Below are 17,686 nucleotides of genomic sequence, written 5' to 3' on the forward strand. Positions count from 1 at the left end.
ACATTAACCTTTAAAATAATTTATATTTTTTTTAAAATATTCTATAGTTTTATCTAAGCCTTCATCTAAATTTACCTTTGGCTCCCAATCAAATTTAGATTTTGCTAAAGTTATGTCCGGACGTCTTTGAGTAGGATCATCTAACGGAAGATCTTTATAAATGATTTGTGATTTAGAATTTGTTTTTTCTATAACTTTTTGCGCTAATTCTTTGATTGTAAATTCGCCTGGATTTCCTGTATTTATAGGTCCCTGAAAATCTTTTGGCGAATTCATCACTTTGATAATAATATCAATTAAATCATCTACATAACAAAAAGATCTTGTTTGAGAACCATCTCCATATATAGTAATATCTTTTCCACTTAAAGCTTGGCATATAAAATTACTCACAACTCTACCATCATTTGGATCCATATTTGGACCATAAGTATTAAAAATTCTTATCACTTTTATATCAACATTTTCATGTCTATAGTAGTCAAAAAACAAGCTTTCAGCACATCTTTTACCCTCATCATAACAAGCTCTAATACCTATAGGATTAACATTACCTCTATAATCTTCACTTTGTGGATGAATAAGAGGATCTCCATAAACTTCTGAAGTAGAAGCTTGCATGATGGTTGCTTTATGCTCTTTTGCTAATTCTAACATGTTAATAGCACCATATACACTAGTTTTAGTTGTCTTTATAGCATGATTTCCTTGATAAGCTGGAGGGGAAGCTGGACAAGCAAAATTATATATTTGATCTAGTTTTGTTTCGATTTTAAGCGGATTACAAATATCATGATGTATAAAAGTAAAATTTGGATGCGATAATAAATGGTTGATATTTTCCATTCTACCTGTATAGTTATTATCTACGCAAATTATATGATTATCATCTACCAATCTTTGACATAAATTTGAACCTAAAAAACCACTGCCACCAGTAATTAGTATTGTTTTCATTTATTTTTTCCTTAAAGTAAAAATAGCATAACCTATGTAATTTTGAATTTGAAATAATAGTCTAAAAATTTCCCTTGTTATTTTTTTAAAAAAAGAAATTTTTTTGCTTCTTTCTTTAATTGTTGAGATAAGCTCAGTGTGCTGAAGTAATATAGGTTTATAAATTATATTATAATTTTTATTAAGATATAAATCCATAAAATCATCAACAGGTTTGTACCAAAATTTTGAATAATATATAAAGAGACGAGCAGCTTCGGGTTTTAAATAATATCCTTGCGCTCCACTAGTATTAGAAAAACTTATGTAGAAATTATCTTTATAGTGTTGAATATTTTTATCAAATAAATAATGTAGTTTTATATATGAAAAACTACTTTTTTGTAGAATAGTGATAATATTTGAGTTGTTTAAAAACTCATCACTAAAGATGACATCATCTTCTAAAATGATGATAGGGTTATTAAGTTCTTGGCATTTTTTCCATAAATTATAATGGGATGCAAAGCATGATTTTTCACTATCGCTAAGTTCACGCCCAAGTACAAGTTGACACCACCATGGGAAGTGGCTTTTAAACTGCAAATGCTCATTTTTAGAACCATCGATAGCTTTAAAAAATTCAAATTCTAGTTGATTTTTTAAATCCGGATTGCATGTAAAGAGTTTTTGAATCTGTTCTTGCATAAAATTTTTTCTATCTTCTGAGCGTTCTAGATTGATGATAAAAACTTTTACTTTTTCCAAACTCTACCTTTCAATCCTAAAATTTCTTTCTCTAAAACTTCTAATATTTTTTCATTAAAATGCTTATGTGGAAAAATATTAGCTAATTTTTCAATGCATTTTAAACTTTGTTTTTTATGCTCATAATTTTGCCATAAAATTTCTTTATTTTTGTTTTCATATCTACCATTTTCATTAAATTCATAGTGGTATATACATTCTTGCGATACAAAAAAACTCTCACTTAACATAAAATTTATATAGTTAAAAAGCACATCCTCCCCATAGCAAAGCCTTTCTTTGAAATCAACATATTCAAAACATTTTAATATCAAATTTTTTCTGTATAATTTTGCCCAAACACTCCAGCAAAAATGTTTTTGCCTAAGTAAAAATTCCAAAAAATCATCTTTATTAAAAAGCTCATCTTGTTTAAATCTATAAAATTTCTTAAATTTTACTCTATGTACATACGCATCAAACACTACCATATCTATATCTTTAATTTTTTCAAGCCCAAGCTCACAAGCATTAAGCTCTAAATAATCATCAGGATCTAAAAACATTATAAAATCTGATTTTGCATTTAATACACCTATATTTCTACTAGCAAAGGTTCCTAAATTTTCTTCATTATGTATGATTTTTATTCTATCATCTTTACTAGCATATTCTTTGGCTATATCTATACTTTTATCATTACCGCAATCATCTACTACAATGATTTCTATATCTTTAAAAGTTTGATTTATACAACTTTCTAATGCTCTAGCTATATATTTTTCTACATTATAAGTTGGTAGTATGATGGAAATTTGACTCATTTTAGCTCTTTATTTTTTGATATAATTATAGCTTTTATTTTTAAGGAAAATCATGAATATTTTTATCAACCTTCCTACTTGGCTTGGCGATGCAGTAATGGCTAGTGCGGCTATTTATGCTATAAAAGAAAAATACCCCCAAGCTAAATTTACTTTTTATGGTTCTTTTGTAAGTACAGAGCTTTTTAAACGCTTTGAAAATGCTCAAATTTTAGTAGAAAATAAAAAGCAAAGATATAAGCAAATTTTACAAGCCAGAAAAAATCTTGGTAAATTTGATCTAGCTTTTTCATTTCGCTCGGCATTTTCAAGTAAGATTGTTTTAAATCTAATCAAAACAAAGAAAAGATTTTATTTTGATAAAAATATTCTAAAAGAAGAACACCAAGTCTTAAAATACTTAAATTTCATAGAAAAAGCTTTAAATTTTAAAGCCACTTCAAATGCTTTAAAACTCCCTATAAAAGCAAAATCAACTCAAAAAATTTTAGGTATAAACCCAGGTGCACATTTTGGAAGTGCGAAAAGATGGGAAGCGAGCTATTTTGCAAGGGTAGCAAAAGAATTTAGCTCCACTCATCAAATTTTAATCTTTGGAGTAGAAAGCGAGAGAGAAATTTGTGATGAAATTGAACAATTTCTTCTAAAAGAAGGCATAAGGGCAAAAAATCTTTGTGGTAAAACTAGCATTTATACTTTGTGTAAAAATATTTCTATACTTGATTTACTCATCACAAACGATAGTGGTCCTATGCATATAGGTGCAGTTTATGGGGTGAAAACGGTGGCTATTTTTGGCTCGACTAAATTTAGTCAAACCTCGCCTTGGCAAGAAAATGCTAAAATAGCACATTTAAATTTAGCTTGTATGCCTTGTATGCAAAAGATATGCCCTTTAAAACACCACAAATGTATGAAAGATTTAAAGCCTGAAATGGTAATAAATTTAGCAAAAACATTTTTTTAGCATATTTTTCTTTGTGATTTGGGTTTAAACCTCTTGCAAAAGCTTGATAAATGTGTTAAACTTAACAATCATTTTTAATCAAGGAGCTTTTTATGACTAAAGCAGATTTTATTTCTCAAGTTGCTCAAACTGCTGGGCTAACTAAAAAAGATGCAACTGCAGCTACTGATGCAGTAATCGCTACTATTACTGATGTATTAGCTAAAGGTGATAGCATTAGCTTTATCGGTTTTGGTACATTTTCTGTAGCTGAAAGAGCTGCTAGAGAAGCTAGAGTACCAAGCACTGGTGCTACTATCAAAGTACCTGCTACTAAAGTTGCTAAATTTAAAGTAGGTAAAAACCTTAAAGACGCAGTTGCTGCTGCTAAAACTGCTAAAAAAGCTAAAAAATAATTCTTTGCGCAAAAGTTTCTAACTTTTGCGTTTTTCTTCATAGATTAAGTATTAATTTTCTTTTGATATTGTTTTTAAAAAATTACAAGGAAAACAATGTCAGTTTATAATAATATTTTAGATTGTATAGGTAATACCCCGATTATTTCTTTAAAAGAATTTGCTCCAAATCTTTATGCTAAATGTGAGTATTTTAATCCAAGTCATTCTATAAAAGATAGAGCGGCTGTGGAGATGATAAAACAAGCTTTAAATGAAGGTAAGATTAATCAAGAAACAACCATTATAGAAGCCACAAGTGGAAATACCGGCATAGCTTTAGCAATGATTTGTGCAAGCTTAAAGCTTAAACTTATCATAACTATGCCTGAGTCTATGAGTATTGAGCGTAGAAAAATGATGAGTTTTTTTGGTGCAAAGCTAGAGCTTACTCAAGCAAGCAAAGGTATGCAAGGAGCGCTTGATAGAGCTAATGAGCTTTTGAGTGAAATTCCAAATTCGTTTATGGTAAGTCAATTTGAAAATATCAACAACAAAAACGCACATAGAAAAAATACTGCCTTAGAAATTTTAAAAGTTTTGCCTGATCTTGATATTTTTTTAGCAGGTTTTGGCACAGGTGGGACTATTAGTGGGGTAGGAGAAATTTTAAAAGAACACAATCCTAATATCAAAATCATAGCTTTAGAACCTACATCTTCGCCACTTTTGAGTCAAAATACCGCTGCAAGCCATAAAATTCAAGGTATAGGTGCAAATTTTATTCCTAAAATTTTAAATCAAAAAATTATAGATGAGATAGTTTGTGTAAGCAATGAAGATGCTATAAATACAGCCTTAGAGCTTGGTAAAAATGGCATAATGGCAGGAATTTCAAGTGGTGCAAATGTATATATGGCTAGAAAAATTGCTTTAGAAAATCCAAATAAAAAAGTCTTAACTATGTTAAATGATACAGCAGAGCGATATTTGTCAACTGATTTATTTGCAAATTTATAATTTGGAGTGCGTATGAGTCAAAATAATGAGCATTTTGATTTAGATCTTGAAAGGGCGATTTTAAGTTCTTGTATATATAGTGAAGATTCTTTTTTTAGCATTTCTTCAGATATTGAGATTAATGATTTTTCACTCAAAGCTCACCAAGATATTTATAAAGCGATTTTAGCTTGTGTGAATGCAGGCGAGCCTATAAGTGCAAGTTTTATAAGAAAACATAAAAAAATAGATGAGCAAATTTTAGCTGAAGTTTTAGCCACTACTTCCATAGCAGATGTGAGTAAATACGCTTATGAATTAAGAGAAAAATCCATTAGACGCCAACTTTTAAATTTTGCTTATACTATACCTACAAGGGTAAATGAAGATAAAAGCATTTCTCAAATTTCAGATGAAATAGGCAAAGAGATTTTTAATCTTACCAACCGTGTAAATAGTAATAGTATTAAAGATATGACTATGGTTATGTCTGAGCTTATGGATGAGTTTAAAAGGCAAAAAGAAGCTGAAAACAAGGATATTTTAGGACTTGATACGGGTTTTAGTGAGCTTAATAAAATGACAAAAGGCTTTAAACCTGGCGATCTTGTAATCATCGCTGCACGCCCAGGTATGGGAAAAACTACAATTTGTTTAAATTTTATAGAAAAAACACTAAGACAAAATAAAGGCGTTGTAATGTTTTCACTAGAAATGCCTGCTACGCAAATCATGCAAAGATTAATCAGTGCAAAAACTTCCATTCCTTTGCAAAAAATTCTAATCGCAGATTTAAATGATGATGAGTGGAGTAGGGTGGGTGATGCTTGTAATGAATATGCACAAAAAAATCTTTATATTTATGATAGTGGTTATGCTAGTATAGCTGATATTCGTTCGATTTTACGCAAAATTAAAGCTCAAGATGAAAGTATTGAGCTTTGCGTGGTAGATTATATCGGTCTTATGATGAGTAACTCAGCTTTTAATGATAGGCATTTGCAAGTGAGTGAAATTTCAAGAGGTTTAAAGCTTTTAGCAAGAGAATTAAATATGCCAGTAGTGGCACTCTCACAGCTTAATCGTTCATTAGAAAGTAGAGCAAACAAGCGTCCTATGCTTAGTGATTTAAGAGAAAGTGGTGCTATAGAACAAGATGCAGATACGATTTTATTTGTATATAGAGATGAAGTTTATAGAGAGCAAGAAGAAAAAGAAAGAGAAAATAAAGCCAAAAATGAAGGCAAGACTTATGAGAGAAAATTTATGCCAAATCCTGTGCAAGAAAAGGCTGAGCTTATTATAGGTAAAAATAGAAATGGCCCTGTAGGGCATGTGGATTTGCTTTTTTTGAAAGAAAAATCATGCTTTATTGAAGCTCCAAAAGAAGATTTTGTGGTTACAAACTTTGAGGGTTAATTCAAAGGGTAACCATAATTTTTATGCATAAAAAGTTCTAAATCTTTAAAATCGATTTTTCCCATCAGCTCTTTTACAAGCTGTTTGTATACTATTTTTCCATCTTTAATTACAAAAGCTGCTCTTGCTAGCAATCCTGCAAATATACTATCATTTATTAATACCCCATAGTTTATGCCAAAATCTTTAAAGGCAAAATCACTTGCGGTTATAATATTATCAATCCCTTCAGTAGCACAAAAACGATCCATAGCAAAAGGTAAATCCATGCTAATAATAATAACTTCAATATTTTTCATAGAAGCTAGTCTTTTATTGGTTTCTTTGGCTTGTTTTGAACATACTGGTGTATCCAAGCTGGGTAGAGTTAATAAAATTTGAGTTTTTCCAGGTGGTGCTATTTCTACTGGGGCAAGATTTTTGGTTCTTAGAACTACCTTTGGAGCATTATCGCCAACTTCTAATTCAATTCCTGCAAGTTCTATAATTTGACCTTTATATGTAATGCTTGACATAATTTCCCTTTTTTATAATAAAATCATTTTTGCTAAAAGTAAGAAGCTAAAAAATCCCAAACCATCAGTAATCGCAGTAATCACTACACTTGATCCTACCGCAGGATCGATTTTAAATTTTTTCAAAGTTAGAGGTACAAAAGAACCTACAAAACCGGCTAAGGCTAGATTAATTAGCATTGATAAGGCTATAACAAGTCCCAAAAGAGCTGTTTTAAACCATATGAAAGCTATAATGCTCATAATACTAGCAAATATAAATCCATTGAGTAAAGAAATTCCACTCTCTCTTAATATAACTTTTTTAGCATCTTTAAATTCTACTTCATTGAGTGAGAGCTTTCTAACTGTTACTGCTAAAGCTTGTGAGCCTGTATTGCCTCCCATGGAAGCTACGATAGGCATAAGTACTGCTAGGGCTACAAGTTGTTCTATTTCACCTGAAAAAAGACTAATGATATTAGCTGAGATTAATGAAGTAGTAAGATTAATCATAAGCCAAAAAGCTCTAGCTTTAGCCGCTTTAAAAGCACTTTCTTCCTCAACATCTGCATCAACTCCGGCTAAGTTATAAATTTGTTCTGTTGCATTTTCTTGGATTAAATCATGGATATCATCATAGGTAATTCTACCTAAAAGCACTCCATCATCATTTACAACCGCTAAAACACTCAAATCATAATCTTCTACTATATCAATAGCCTTTTGTATATCCTCATGATCTTTTATGCTATAGCTTTTATATCTTTCATTATTGTTTTTAATAATATCTGCAAAACTTAGTTTAAAATCCCAAAGCAAAAGATCGCTTAGGTTGATAGCATTGCAAAGCTTTCCTTGATTATCTATGATATAAACTTGAAAAATTTGATCTACTTGTCCTGAATGTTTTAAAATTCTATATCTTTTAATAGCTTTTTCTATACTCTCATCAATAGAAGCTGTGAAAATTTCTGTTTGCATATAAGCACCAGCAGTATTTTCATCATAATTTTTAAGGCGTAAAATTTCTTCTTTATCTTCAGAGCTTAAGCGGTTTAAAATAGCTAAAGTTTTTTGCGGATTTAGCTCTTCAAAACGCTTAATTAAGTCTGTTGCATCATCACTTTCAAGCTCTTCTACTGCTTTTGCAATCTTTATAATGCTTAAGTGTTCTAAAATATCTTCTAAGATATGTTCAGGCGTTATAGTAGCTACATTTGCAAGTGTGTAAGTATCAAAAGATTTAAGAGTTTGCAAATAAAGCTCTTCGTTATATCTTTTGATAGTCTTTAGGGCTTCATTGGTTTCATAGGTGCTTTGATCTTTGGAAATATTTTTTAAAAGTTCTTGTGCTTCTAAAAAATCATTCATCATCTCAAAGCTCCATAGAATTTTCTATATTTTGTTCTTTTGGTGGATTTTTATAGTTTTCATCAATGCTTTGCAAGCGATTTTCATACTCTTTTGCCATTTTTAAAAATTCTTCTTTATTTTTACCGCTTAGGCTTGATTTTGGAATTTTCACTATGGTTTCAGGATTAATTGCTTTGTTATTTAGATAAAGTCCAAAATGCAAATGTGGCCCAGTACTCATACCAGTAGAGCCTACATAAGCAATCACTTGACCTTGTTTGACTTTTTGACCACGTTTGATTTTTGCAAAACGGCTAAGGTGAGCATATAAAGTCATATAGCCTGATACATGTTTTACTTGTACAACCTTACCATAGCCACCTTTTGTCCCAACAAAACTAATCGTTCCATCTCCTGCGCTCTTAACCGGAGTACCCGTTGGAGCAGCATAGTCAATACCTAAGTGAGCCCTGTAGCGTTTTAATATAGGATGATATCTTGCCCTAGTAAAGCGATCTGAAATTCTTGTGTATTTAACAGGTTTAGTTAAAAAGAAATTTTCAAGCTCTTTTCCTTGAGCATTATAATAAGAATCTTTATATAAAAACACAGAATATTCTTTACCTCTAATGTTAGCTAAAGCTGCTTGGATATTAATATCGCCAAAAAGTCTTCCTAGTCTTCTTTTTTGCTCATAAATTAATACTACGCTATCGCCTTTTCTGACATTTTTAAAATTAACACTATTTTTAAAAGCTCTCACCATAGCTCTTGCTAAGGTTACACTGCCACTTTCATCATAAACATCTTGATAAGCTGAGTTGTTAATAGCTACGCGAATGGTTCTTTTTTCTTTAGTGTAAGAAATAGGGGTAAAACTCAATACGAATTTATTTTCTATATTTTTGTAAATATGAATTTGTAAATCATCACTAATTGGGATTAAAACTTGCTCGAGCTCACCTTGCTCATCTTTTAGCATTTGGTATTTAATGCCACTTGCAATTTCTGCGCTTAGTTCTTTATCTTCGGTGTCAAGATTATAATATAAATTAAGCGGTATAGAATGATCTTGTAAAAAATCAAGTAAAGTTTTGCCATTTTCCCAAGAAAGTTCTTCAACACTTGAAATAGCAAAAAGTTTTATGGATATAAGTAAAGATATGAAAATTTTTTTCATGATAATCTAAAGCCTTCTAAAATTTAAACATAAATTTGTATTTTACTTAATTTTTCTTACAATTTTGTAAGGAAAAAACAATATAATTTATTTTTTACACTTTTTAAGGAGTATAAATTGTCAAGAATTATCTTAATGCTTTGCTGTTTTTTAGCATTTTTACAAGCTAAAAATTTTGATTTAATACAAACAAAACTTGAAAAAGTAGATGATATTTATGGTTATATAAAAGATGATCCTAGAATTTTATTGCACTCAAGTGGTATAGTTGTGCATGAAATTGATACACAAAAATCTATCATTGCAAGAGCTAGTGTGATAGGGCGTGAAAATGGCTTGGTTAAATTACAATTTAAAGTTTTTGATATGCTAGCTCAAGATGCTATGCCTTTGCCAAATGTATTGCCACAAGTAGGGGATAAAATAGTTTTAAATTATTTATACGATAGAGCTTTGATTGTAGCTCCTGATAAAAGTGTGTATGATTTTATAGCTCAAAAATTAAATGGAATTTATTTTTTACATCCTGATTTATTTGGTGCGCATATGATACAAGAATACCGCCAAACTCCAAGAAGATCAGATTTTAGATCTTTTTGTTCAAAAAATGCTGTAGGGCTTTTAGTAGTAGCTTTAGAAAATAAAGCTGAGATAGTTGATTGTCAAGATTTTGGCAAGATAGAAGAATTTGCCATACCGCAAGCTCAAAGTTTGCAAATTCCATTTTATTCAAGAATTACAGGTTATAAAAGTGATATTTTTAGCTTAAATGATGAGGCTATTGGAAATTATTATGTATATTATGAAAAATTAATTAGCTTAACTAGAGAAAAATAATGCAAGAAATTCATCAAAAATTCTTTCAAGATCTTTTAGGGGTTGAAAATGCGCATTTTGATCCTATCCATAAAAGAGCGTATAGTTATGATGCTACTAAAAAGCATTATTTGCCTGATGGAGTGCTTTTCCCAAGAGATGAAAATGATATTAGTCAAATTCTAAAATATTGCAATGAAAATAAAATCATCGTCATTCCTAGGGGCTCAGGCAGCGGATTTACCGGTGGAAGCTTGGCTGTTAATGGCGGAGTGGTGCTAAGCTTTGAAAAGCATATGAATAAGATTTTAGAAATTGATCTTGAAAATTTAGTCGCAGTGGTACAACCTGGTGTGATAAATGTGGCTTTACAAGAAAAAGTAAAAGAATATGGCTTATTTTATCCACCTGATCCTGCTAGTATGGAGTATTCTTCTTTAGGGGGCAATGTAAGCGAAAATGCAGGGGGTATGAGGGCTGCTAAGTATGGTATAACTAAAGATTATGTAATGGCTTTAAGAGCTGTTTTACCTAATGGAGAAATCATTAGAGCAGGTAAAAAAACTATAAAAGATGTAGCAGGTTATAATCTAGCTGGAATTTTAATAGCAAGTGAGGGATCTTTGGCTGTGCTTAGCGAGATTACTTTAAAACTAGTAGCTTTGCCAAAGTTTAAAAAGACAGCTATGGGGATTTTTAATAGCATTGATGAAGCGATGAATGCAGTTTATAAAACTTTAGCTAAAGGTGTAACTCCTGTATCTATGGAATTTTTAGATCAACTAAGCATACAAGCACTAGAGCAAAAATTTCAAAAAGGCTTGCCTATGGATGCGGGTGCGATTTTAATCGCTGATGTAGATGGTAATGCAAAAGAAGCTATTGAAGCAGATTTAAAAATCTTGCAAGAGAGTTTTTATGAATCTGGCGTAAGAGAGTTTAAAATAGCAAAAGATGAGCAAGAAGCAGCTAATATTTGGTTTGCTAGAAGAAATTGTTCTCAAAGCATAGCAATGTATGGAAATTTAAAACTTAATGAAGATATTACAGTGCCACGTTCAAAACTACCTGAGCTTTTAAAAGGCATAGCTGAAATTTCTAAAAAATATGGTTTTAAAATCCCTTGTTTTGGTCATACTGGCGATGGGAATGTACATACTAATGTAATGGTAAGTGACAAAAACAATCCTGAATTAGTTAAAAAAGGTTATGAAGCTGTGGAAGAGGTGTTTAAGCTTACGGTCTCTTTAGGTGGGACTTTAAGTGGAGAGCATGGCATAGGCATTTCAAAAGCTCCTTTTATGAAGCTTGCTTTTAGTGAAGCTGAAATGGACTTAATGAGAAATATCAAAAAAGCATTTGATCCAAATAATATACTCAATCCTTTCAAAATGGGACTTTGATGAGTTTTAAAAACTTATTTAAAATTCTTTTAGCTTTAAGAGATAAAGAAATTTTAAATTATGCTGCGGCTTTGAGTTTTTATACTATCTTGTCTTTAATACCACTTTTGTTTTTGTGTTTTTGGGTTTTTACTCAAATTCCAAGTTTTGAAATGTATCAAGAAAGAATTAAAAATTTAATTTTTACTTTTTTAATCCCAACTCAACAAGAATTAATCATACAATATATCAATACCTTTTTAAAAAACAGCGTAAATTTAGGACTTATAGGACTTTTGGCTATGGCTTTGACTTCTTTGGCTTTTTTTTCAGGTTATGATTATGTGATTAATAAGCTTTTAGAGGAAGATTCTAAAAGTCTTTGGCACAGTATAAGTTCTTATTGGACTTTAGCAACTTTAACTCCGCTTGGACTTGGTGTGAGTTTTTACATTTCAGGTTTTATACAAAAAACCTTAGATGATTTTAATATTGCTTTAAATTTTTTTGAGATTTTACCCTATGTGATTATATGGGCTTTATTTTTTGTCTCTTATTCAAGTTCAGTAAGCAAAAAAGGTGATTTAAAAACCTTACTTATTAGTTCTTTTGGCGCTTCTGTGATTTGGTATATTTCTAAGATGATTTTTGTATATTATGCTGTATATAATAAAACTTATTTAAATGTATATGGTTCTTTTTCTGTAATATTATTTTTCTTTTTGTGGATTTACATTTCTTGGATTATTTATCTTTTGGGATTAAAGGCTTATTTGCTTTTAAATCAAGAAAATAAAGGGAATAAACCCAAGAGAAACTACAAAAAGAGCTAAGTATTTATTAAATATAGCGATTAAAGATAAAATTAAATAAATATAATAAAACACAAAAGGTATTGATAGATTAATCGCATGCATTTTAAACTCAAAAAAATGTATTAAATATAAATCTAATAAATTTCCATAAGAAAAAATATGCAAGATTAAAACCAAAGGATAAAATACCACAAAGGCTAAGCTTAAAGGTATGGCTAAAAATTGCTGAAAGCTAAGTAGAGGAAAAAAGTATAAGACAGGGATAATCATTGCTAAAAAAGTCCAGATATTTAGCAAAAAAACATGAGTAAAATTTGAAAATTGATCTTTAAAATGATGAAGATATAAATAAATATAAAAAACTCCCAAAATAGAAAATAAAAATCCAACACTAAAAAGAAGTTTTGGAAAAATGCTAATACAAAATGCTATACTTAAAAATAAAAATTTAAAACTGAGTATTTTAATATTTTTACTAAATAAATAAAAAGCAAAAAGACTCATCAGTAAAGCTCTTGTATAAGAAGGGCTAAAATCTATTAAAAATATATAAAAAATTAAAAGCAAGAAAGCAAAAATACTAATATCAAGTTTTAAACTTCTATAAGGAAAATATCGTTTATGAAAAAAAGCATATAAAGGAGCAAAAATCAAAAAACAAAAGCTAAATAACAAGCCCAAATGATATCCACTAATAGCAATTAAATGTGCGATATTGTAAAAATTTACATCATTTCTAAGCTCACTTGATACATTTTTGGCAAAAAATAAAGCCCCATAAAATTCTTTGACTTTTTCATTATGATGTTGATTTAAAAAATACTTTATTAAGGTATTTTCTTTTTGTGTTTTGGTTTTGTTAAAATCATAACTTGGTGCATAAAAACTTTTACTAAGATAATCTTTAAAGTTAATATTTTTAGTGATAATTCTAAGATTTATTACATCATTTTTACTTAAATTGAGATCTTTAAAGCTAGTGGTGTAAAAAATAAAATCAGAATTTTTGAGTTTTAAAACTTGATATTTTTTACCTTTTTTATTAGTTTTTTCATAAGAAGATAAAACGATGTTATCTTTAAGTAATAAATGCTTAGTAAGTTTAAAATTTTGATATTTTTTATACTCATAGATGAGATTTAAACTAAAAATTGCTAAAAAACACAATAATAAAATAAAAAATTCTCTATAAGTTTCTTTTATAGAGAATTTTAAACTCATTTTTTCTTAGAAAAGCGTGATAAATATAACCATATAATAAAAATTAAAGTGATTATAAAAACAGGAGCTATGTAAGGATAGTTGGCAAATGCTTCAAAAGCTTCTTTTAGGGTATTTCCAAAAATAAAACCAGCATAACCTAAAATAACAGCCCAAATTAAACTAGCTAAGGTATTGATGATAAAAAATCTTACAAAGCTAAATTTACAAAGACCTGCTGCTATAGGAATGATAGTTTTTACTCCATAGATAAATTTTTGCACTACTAAAAGTAAATCACCATATTTTTTGATTTTCATCATAGCAAGAGCGATTTTTCTTCTATGATTTTTAAAATAAGGCATTATGTCTTTTTTATAGTATTTTCCCAAGATAAATAATAAAGTTGAGCCTATGGTATTAGCTAAAAAGGCTAAAAATATACACAAATGCAAATCAAGTTTAGTAGAACTTGCACAAAGCACTCCTGCAGCAAGTATAGCAACCATACCTCCACCAAAAGAATAAAAAAATAAAATCAAATAGCCATAAGTACTTAGATTATCTATCATTTCTTGCATGAAAAACCTTATCTTGCAAAATCAATCGCTCTAAGTTCTCTGATGACATTGACTTTTATTTCACCAGGGTATTGTACTTTTTCTTGAATTTCTTCAGCTATTTCTTTGGCTAAAAGCACAGATTCATCATCATTGACTAATTTTGCATTAACAATAACTCTAATTTCCCTGCCAGCATTAATAGCATAAGCTTTTTTAACCCCTTCTTTACTCTTTGCTATATCTTCAAGCTCACTCACTCTTTTTAAGAAGGCTTCTAAAACTTCACGTCTTGCTCCAGGGCGTGCAGCGCTTAGTGTATCTGCTGTACAAACTGCAGCTGATTCTATGCTTATAGCTTCTTCATGCCCATGATGAGCATAAATTGCATTAATCACAACAGGATGTTCTTTGTATCTTTTGCAAAGTTCAGCTCCTAAATCCACATGAGAGCCTTCAAATTCATGTGTTAAAGCCTTACCTATATCGTGTAAAATCCCAGCTCTTCTTGCTAATTTTTCATCCCCTCCACACTCAGCTGCTATGATTCCAGCTAAATGTGCCACTTCTAAAGAATGTGCTAGAGCATTTTGGCCATAACTTGCTCTATATCTTAATTTTCCTATTAATTTAACAATTTCAGGATGTATATTATTAAGTCCTAAATCCATTACTATAGTTTGACCTTCTTCTAAGATATTATCTTCAAATTCTTTGCAAACTTTTTCATGAATTTCTTCTATTTTTGCAGGTTGAATTCTGCCATCTTCAACTAAAAGTTCAATCACTTTTGTAGCAATGGCGCGTCTATATAGATTAAAACAACTTACTATAATCGCTCCAGGTGTATCATCAATGATGATATCAACACCCAAAACCATTTCTAAGGTTTTAACATTTCTTCCTTCTTTACCTATAATACGACCTTTTAACTCATCATTTTTGATATTTACTACATTGATTAGCCTTTCGGCAGCAAATTCCCCTGCAAATCTTGAAGTAGCTTGCGCTAAGATAAAATTAGCTTTTCTTTTGGCTTCATTTCTAGCCTCTTCTTCGTATTTTCTAACAATATGAGCAATCTCAGCTCTTGAGTTTTCTTCTACTTTTTGTAAAACTATATTTTTTGCTTCTTCTTGTGTAAGACCAGCTGAATGTTCAAGAATTTTTAATACTTCACTAAGCTTTGTTTCATAATTTTGTTTTAAATTTTCATTTTCCTCATGTAAAGCTTTTATAGCTTGCTGTTCTTTTGCTAGCTTGTTTTTATTTTCCTCATGAAGTTTTTCTTGATAATGAAGATTTTGTTCTTTTTTATTAAGCTCTTCTAGCTTAATAGAATGTTCTTTTTGAAGTTTTTGAATTTTTTCATCAAATTTTTTCTTTGCCGCAAATTCAGCTTCAGCAACCGAATTTTTAGCATCTTTAAGTGTTAGTTCAGCTTCATATTCAATGGCTTTTGCTTTTGCTTTTGCTTGCTCTAAAAAGATATTGAAATTTGCATCATTAATCTTTTTGGCGACTATATACCCAATCCCTCCGCCTATAAAAACGGCTATTAATGCGACTAATATTTCTATCATTGTTTTTAACTTTCCTAAAATATTTTTTATAAGGGTTTATATAAAAATTTCCTTTTATATCATGATCTTGGCTAAAAAATTGATCAGATTTTGCATCGATTATTTGCGTAAAAATAACCAAAGGTTTTTTATAAGAAATGCTTTCAAAAAACCTATCGTAAAAACCTTGACCATGACCGATTCTTCCTAACTTTGCATCTACGCCTATTACAGGGATAATCGCAACATCAATGCGAGTTTGCAAAAAAGAATCTTTTGGCTCATACACCCCAAAGCTCTTTTTTTCAAGAGCTAATCTTAATTTTACTACCTTTAAACTTTTATCTTGCATAAATGGGACGAAAATTTGATATTTTTTTGTTAGAAAATGCCTGAATTTATAAAGATTAATTTCATATTTTAAAGGGATATATATAAGGATATTTTTACAATTTTTGCATAAATTTAGAATTTTCTTTATTTCTTGAAAAACCAAAAAATCCCTTTTGTATTGATACTTTAATTTTAAATGCATTTTGGATTTTTGTTTTATTCTAAAATTGTTTTTTATCAAGGCTTTCCTTAAAGTTTTTAACTTTTTATGTTATACTTTTAAGCTTAAAAAATTATAAGGATAAGACTTGAAATTTAAATTTTTTTTAGTAATTTTTATTATGATATTTTTTACTTCATGTTCGAGTGATAAAGAAAATTCTAGTACTGAAAATACAGACAATGCGAGTTTGACTCAAAGTGAAAATACTGATTTTACTTTAAAATTTTTAGATGATAGAAAAATGTATGTGAAATATCATGAGCAAGCATTTAATTTTGATGATATAGCTAAAGCTAAATTGTTTGTTTTTTTTACGACTTGGTGTGCACCTTGTAAGGCTCAAATTCCACATTTAAATAATTTAAATGATAAATATCAAGATAGATTTGAAGTAATAGCGCTTTTTTTGGAAGAGAATAAGGAGCAAGAAATATTAACTTTTATAGAAGATGAAAAAATTAAATTTCCAGTAGCTATAGGAGAGAATAATTTTGTTTTTTCTAAAGTTTTAAATGTCAGTTCTATTCCAACAATGGTGTTATTTAATACAAAAGGTGAAAAGATTAAAGAGTATTTAGGGATAATCCCTGAAGAAATGTTAGATATAGATATACAAAAAGCGATAATGTAATGTTTGGATTTTTAAAAAATGGTTTGAAAAAAACCTTAGAAAGTATTCATTTAGTTAAGGCTTCAAATAAAATCATTACTAAAGATTTACTTGAAGAAATGCTTTTAGAAGCTGATGTGGCGTATGAAATAGTTGAAGAGATTATTTACTATCTTCCTCCAAATGATGAGGTCAAAAAGACTGATTTAGAGCGTGTTATGGGAACTTATTTTATTTATGATAAGCCAGAACTTGCTAATGCCAAACCTTTTGTGGATTTGATTTTAGGTGTAAATGGAGTGGGTAAGACCACAAGCATTGCTAAAATGGCACATTTGCATAAAGAAAATGGTGAAAAGGTTATACTTGGAGCTTGTGATACTTTTAGGGCAGGAGCTATAGAGCAGTTAAAATTATGGGCGCAAAAATTAGATATAGATATCATAGCTACTTCACAAGGACATGATCCTTCAGCAGTTGCTTATGATGCTATTTCTAAAGCTTTGGCAAAAAACTATGATAGGGTTATTTTAGATACAGCAGGACGCTTGCAAAATCAAAAAAATCTTGCAAATGAGCTTGAAAAAATTGTTCGTATAAGTGATAAAGCTATGCAGGGAGCTCCTCATAGAAAAATTCTTGTGCTTGATGGTACTCAAGGTGTGGCAGGAATTTTGCAAGCAAAAGCTTTTAATGATTTAGTAAAACTTGATGGAGTGATTATTACAAAACTTGATGGAACTGCTAAAGGTGGAGCTTTATTTAGTATAGCAAGAGAACTTGAGCTTCCTATTTTATATGTAGGAATAGGGGAGCAGTTAGGACAAATTCATGAGTTTAATCCTAATGAATACGTTAAAACTTTAGTTGAAGAGATTTTTGCATAATT

19 protein-coding genes are annotated in these 17,686 nt (G+C 29.8%); 9 read left to right on the forward strand and 10 right to left on the reverse strand.

Translation table 11 applies throughout. The annotated features are described in order from the left end of the window. Window positions 1-3 precede the first annotated feature (3 nt). From L8U41_RS02435 to L8U41_RS02445, 3 genes are read right to left on the reverse strand one after another with little or no spacing between them, the layout of a single operon-like run. A complete protein-coding gene (locus tag L8U41_RS02435; RefSeq protein WP_263727712.1) occupies window positions 4-957 on the reverse strand; it encodes a UDP-glucuronic acid decarboxylase family protein in 954 nt (317 codons plus the stop codon). Then, window positions 958-1,704, reverse strand: coding sequence for a glycosyltransferase family 25 protein (locus L8U41_RS02440; RefSeq protein ID WP_233431005.1), 747 nt, complete (start codon window positions 1,702-1,704; stop codon window positions 958-960). Next, window positions 1,692-2,507, reverse strand: a complete 816-nt coding sequence (locus L8U41_RS02445) for a glycosyltransferase family 2 protein (RefSeq protein ID WP_263727713.1) — start codon at window positions 2,505-2,507, stop codon at window positions 1,692-1,694. The genes L8U41_RS02440 and L8U41_RS02445 overlap by 13 nt, the downstream gene beginning before the upstream one ends. Window positions 2,508-2,559: 52 nt before the next feature. Here L8U41_RS02445 and waaF point away from each other — a divergent pair, with 52 nt between their 5' ends. The 4 genes from waaF (at window position 2,560) to L8U41_RS02465 (ending at window position 6,266) form a co-directional block, all read left to right on the forward strand. Continuing rightward, entirely contained in the window at window positions 2,560-3,474 is a 915-nt protein-coding gene (gene waaF / locus L8U41_RS02450) for a lipopolysaccharide heptosyltransferase II (RefSeq protein WP_263727714.1), read from the forward strand. 92 nt (window positions 3,475-3,566) lie between these two features. Next, window positions 3,567-3,869 carry an HU family DNA-binding protein gene (locus L8U41_RS02455; RefSeq protein ID WP_039619003.1) on the forward strand — a complete coding sequence of 101 codons (303 nt, stop codon included), beginning with the start codon at window positions 3,567-3,569 and terminating at the stop codon, window positions 3,867-3,869. 96 nt (window positions 3,870-3,965) lie between these two features. Then, window positions 3,966-4,868, forward strand: coding sequence for a cysteine synthase A (gene cysK / locus L8U41_RS02460; RefSeq protein WP_263727715.1), 903 nt, complete (start codon window positions 3,966-3,968; stop codon window positions 4,866-4,868). A 12-nt stretch (window positions 4,869-4,880) separates the two neighbouring features. Next, window positions 4,881-6,266 (forward strand): replicative DNA helicase, encoded by a 1,386-nt coding sequence (locus L8U41_RS02465; RefSeq protein ID WP_263727716.1) that lies wholly within the window; start codon window positions 4,881-4,883, stop codon window positions 6,264-6,266. Here the strand turns inward: L8U41_RS02465 and tpx are convergent. The 3 genes from tpx to L8U41_RS02480 are packed head-to-tail and all read right to left on the reverse strand — an operon-like array spanning window position 6,263 to window position 9,296. After that, the gene (tpx, locus tag L8U41_RS02470) at window positions 6,263-6,781 is read right to left on the reverse strand and encodes a thiol peroxidase (RefSeq protein WP_263727717.1); all 519 of its coding nucleotides are present in this window, start codon (window positions 6,779-6,781) and stop codon (window positions 6,263-6,265) included. The genes L8U41_RS02465 and tpx overlap by 4 nt on opposite strands. A 12-nt stretch (window positions 6,782-6,793) precedes the next feature. Next, a complete protein-coding gene (gene mgtE / locus L8U41_RS02475; protein ID WP_263663450.1) occupies window positions 6,794-8,137 on the reverse strand; it encodes a magnesium transporter in 1,344 nt (447 codons plus the stop codon). Between the two features lies 1 nt (window position 8,138). Beyond that, complete coding sequence (locus L8U41_RS02480; protein WP_047208535.1) at window positions 8,139-9,296, reverse strand: peptidoglycan DD-metalloendopeptidase family protein; 1,158 nt, start codon at window positions 9,294-9,296, stop codon at window positions 8,139-8,141. A 126-nt stretch (window positions 9,297-9,422) separates the two neighbouring features. Between L8U41_RS02480 and L8U41_RS02485 the strand changes: the two genes are divergently transcribed. From L8U41_RS02485 to L8U41_RS02495, 3 genes are read left to right on the forward strand one after another with little or no spacing between them, the layout of a single operon-like run. Continuing rightward, window positions 9,423-10,133, forward strand: coding sequence for a plasminogen-binding N-terminal domain-containing protein (locus L8U41_RS02485; protein ID WP_373274567.1), 711 nt, complete (start codon window positions 9,423-9,425; stop codon window positions 10,131-10,133). Then, window positions 10,133-11,515, forward strand: a complete 1,383-nt coding sequence (locus L8U41_RS02490) for an FAD-linked oxidase C-terminal domain-containing protein (protein ID WP_263727718.1) — start codon at window positions 10,133-10,135, stop codon at window positions 11,513-11,515. The genes L8U41_RS02485 and L8U41_RS02490 overlap by 1 nt, the downstream gene beginning before the upstream one ends. Further along, window positions 11,515-12,327, forward strand: coding sequence for a YihY/virulence factor BrkB family protein (locus L8U41_RS02495; protein WP_087685400.1), 813 nt, complete (start codon window positions 11,515-11,517; stop codon window positions 12,325-12,327). Before L8U41_RS02490 ends, L8U41_RS02495 begins: the two co-directional genes overlap by 1 nt. Here the strand turns inward: L8U41_RS02495 and L8U41_RS02500 are convergent. Genes L8U41_RS02500 through L8U41_RS02515 form a run of 4 tightly spaced genes read right to left on the reverse strand, consistent with a single transcriptional unit; the run spans window position 12,274 to window position 16,205 of the window. Then, window positions 12,274-13,530, reverse strand: a complete 1,257-nt coding sequence (locus tag L8U41_RS02500; protein WP_263727719.1) for a ComEC/Rec2 family competence protein — start codon at window positions 13,528-13,530, stop codon at window positions 12,274-12,276. The two genes, L8U41_RS02495 and L8U41_RS02500, sit on opposite strands and share 54 nt — an antisense overlap. Continuing rightward, on the reverse strand, window positions 13,527-14,090 hold the full coding sequence (locus tag L8U41_RS02505; protein WP_039668721.1) for a DedA family protein: 564 nt from the start codon (window positions 14,088-14,090) through the stop codon (window positions 13,527-13,529). The genes L8U41_RS02500 and L8U41_RS02505 overlap by 4 nt, the downstream gene beginning before the upstream one ends. A gap of 8 nt (window positions 14,091-14,098) precedes the next feature. After that, on the reverse strand, window positions 14,099-15,652 hold the full coding sequence (rny, locus tag L8U41_RS02510) for a ribonuclease Y (RefSeq protein ID WP_039628788.1): 1,554 nt from the start codon (window positions 15,650-15,652) through the stop codon (window positions 14,099-14,101). Further along, on the reverse strand, window positions 15,576-16,205 hold the full coding sequence (locus L8U41_RS02515; RefSeq protein ID WP_263727720.1) for a 5-formyltetrahydrofolate cyclo-ligase: 630 nt from the start codon (window positions 16,203-16,205) through the stop codon (window positions 15,576-15,578). The genes rny and L8U41_RS02515 overlap by 77 nt, the downstream gene beginning before the upstream one ends. 67 nt (window positions 16,206-16,272) lie before the next feature. Between L8U41_RS02515 and L8U41_RS02520 the strand changes: the two genes are divergently transcribed. Both L8U41_RS02520 and ftsY read left to right on the forward strand, forming a co-directional pair. Beyond that, window positions 16,273-16,818, forward strand: a complete 546-nt coding sequence (locus L8U41_RS02520) for a TlpA family protein disulfide reductase (RefSeq protein WP_263727721.1) — start codon at window positions 16,273-16,275, stop codon at window positions 16,816-16,818. Beyond that, window positions 16,818-17,684, forward strand: coding sequence for a signal recognition particle-docking protein FtsY (ftsY, locus tag L8U41_RS02525; protein WP_263727722.1), 867 nt, complete (start codon window positions 16,818-16,820; stop codon window positions 17,682-17,684). The genes L8U41_RS02520 and ftsY overlap by 1 nt, the downstream gene beginning before the upstream one ends. The last annotated feature ends 2 nt before the right edge of the window (window positions 17,685-17,686 follow it).

The sequence above is a fragment of the Campylobacter sp. RKI_CA19_01116 genome, assembly GCF_025771405.1.
Classification (GTDB): domain Bacteria; phylum Campylobacterota; class Campylobacteria; order Campylobacterales; family Campylobacteraceae; genus Campylobacter_D.

Bases quoted from the DNA above. Each gene is read 5' to 3' on its own strand.
- L8U41_RS02435 (WP_263727712.1), bottom strand. From the start codon at position 957: ATGAAAACAATACTAATTACTGGTGGCAGTGGTTTTTTAGGTTCAAAT.
- L8U41_RS02445 (WP_263727713.1), bottom strand. From the start codon at position 2,507: ATGAGTCAAATTTCCATCATACTACCAACTTATAATGTAGAAAAATAT.
- waaF (WP_263727714.1), top strand. From the start codon at position 2,560: ATGAATATTTTTATCAACCTTCCTACTTGGCTTGGCGATGCAGTAATG.
- L8U41_RS02455 (WP_039619003.1), top strand. From the start codon at position 3,567: ATGACTAAAGCAGATTTTATTTCTCAAGTTGCTCAAACTGCTGGGCTA.
- cysK (WP_263727715.1), top strand. From the start codon at position 3,966: ATGTCAGTTTATAATAATATTTTAGATTGTATAGGTAATACCCCGATT.
- L8U41_RS02465 (WP_263727716.1), top strand. From the start codon at position 4,881: ATGAGTCAAAATAATGAGCATTTTGATTTAGATCTTGAAAGGGCGATT.
- tpx (WP_263727717.1), bottom strand. From the start codon at position 6,781: ATGTCAAGCATTACATATAAAGGTCAAATTATAGAACTTGCAGGAATT.
- mgtE (WP_263663450.1), bottom strand. From the start codon at position 8,137: ATGATGAATGATTTTTTAGAAGCACAAGAACTTTTAAAAAATATTTCC.
- L8U41_RS02480 (WP_047208535.1), bottom strand. From the start codon at position 9,296: ATGAAAAAAATTTTCATATCTTTACTTATATCCATAAAACTTTTTGCT.
- L8U41_RS02490 (WP_263727718.1), top strand. From the start codon at position 10,133: ATGCAAGAAATTCATCAAAAATTCTTTCAAGATCTTTTAGGGGTTGAA.
- L8U41_RS02495 (WP_087685400.1), top strand. From the start codon at position 11,515: ATGAGTTTTAAAAACTTATTTAAAATTCTTTTAGCTTTAAGAGATAAA.
- L8U41_RS02500 (WP_263727719.1), bottom strand. From the start codon at position 13,530: ATGAGTTTAAAATTCTCTATAAAAGAAACTTATAGAGAATTTTTTATT.
- L8U41_RS02505 (WP_039668721.1), bottom strand. From the start codon at position 14,090: ATGCAAGAAATGATAGATAATCTAAGTACTTATGGCTATTTGATTTTA.
- rny (WP_039628788.1), bottom strand. From the start codon at position 15,652: ATGATAGAAATATTAGTCGCATTAATAGCCGTTTTTATAGGCGGAGGG.
- ftsY (WP_263727722.1), top strand. From the start codon at position 16,818: ATGTTTGGATTTTTAAAAAATGGTTTGAAAAAAACCTTAGAAAGTATT.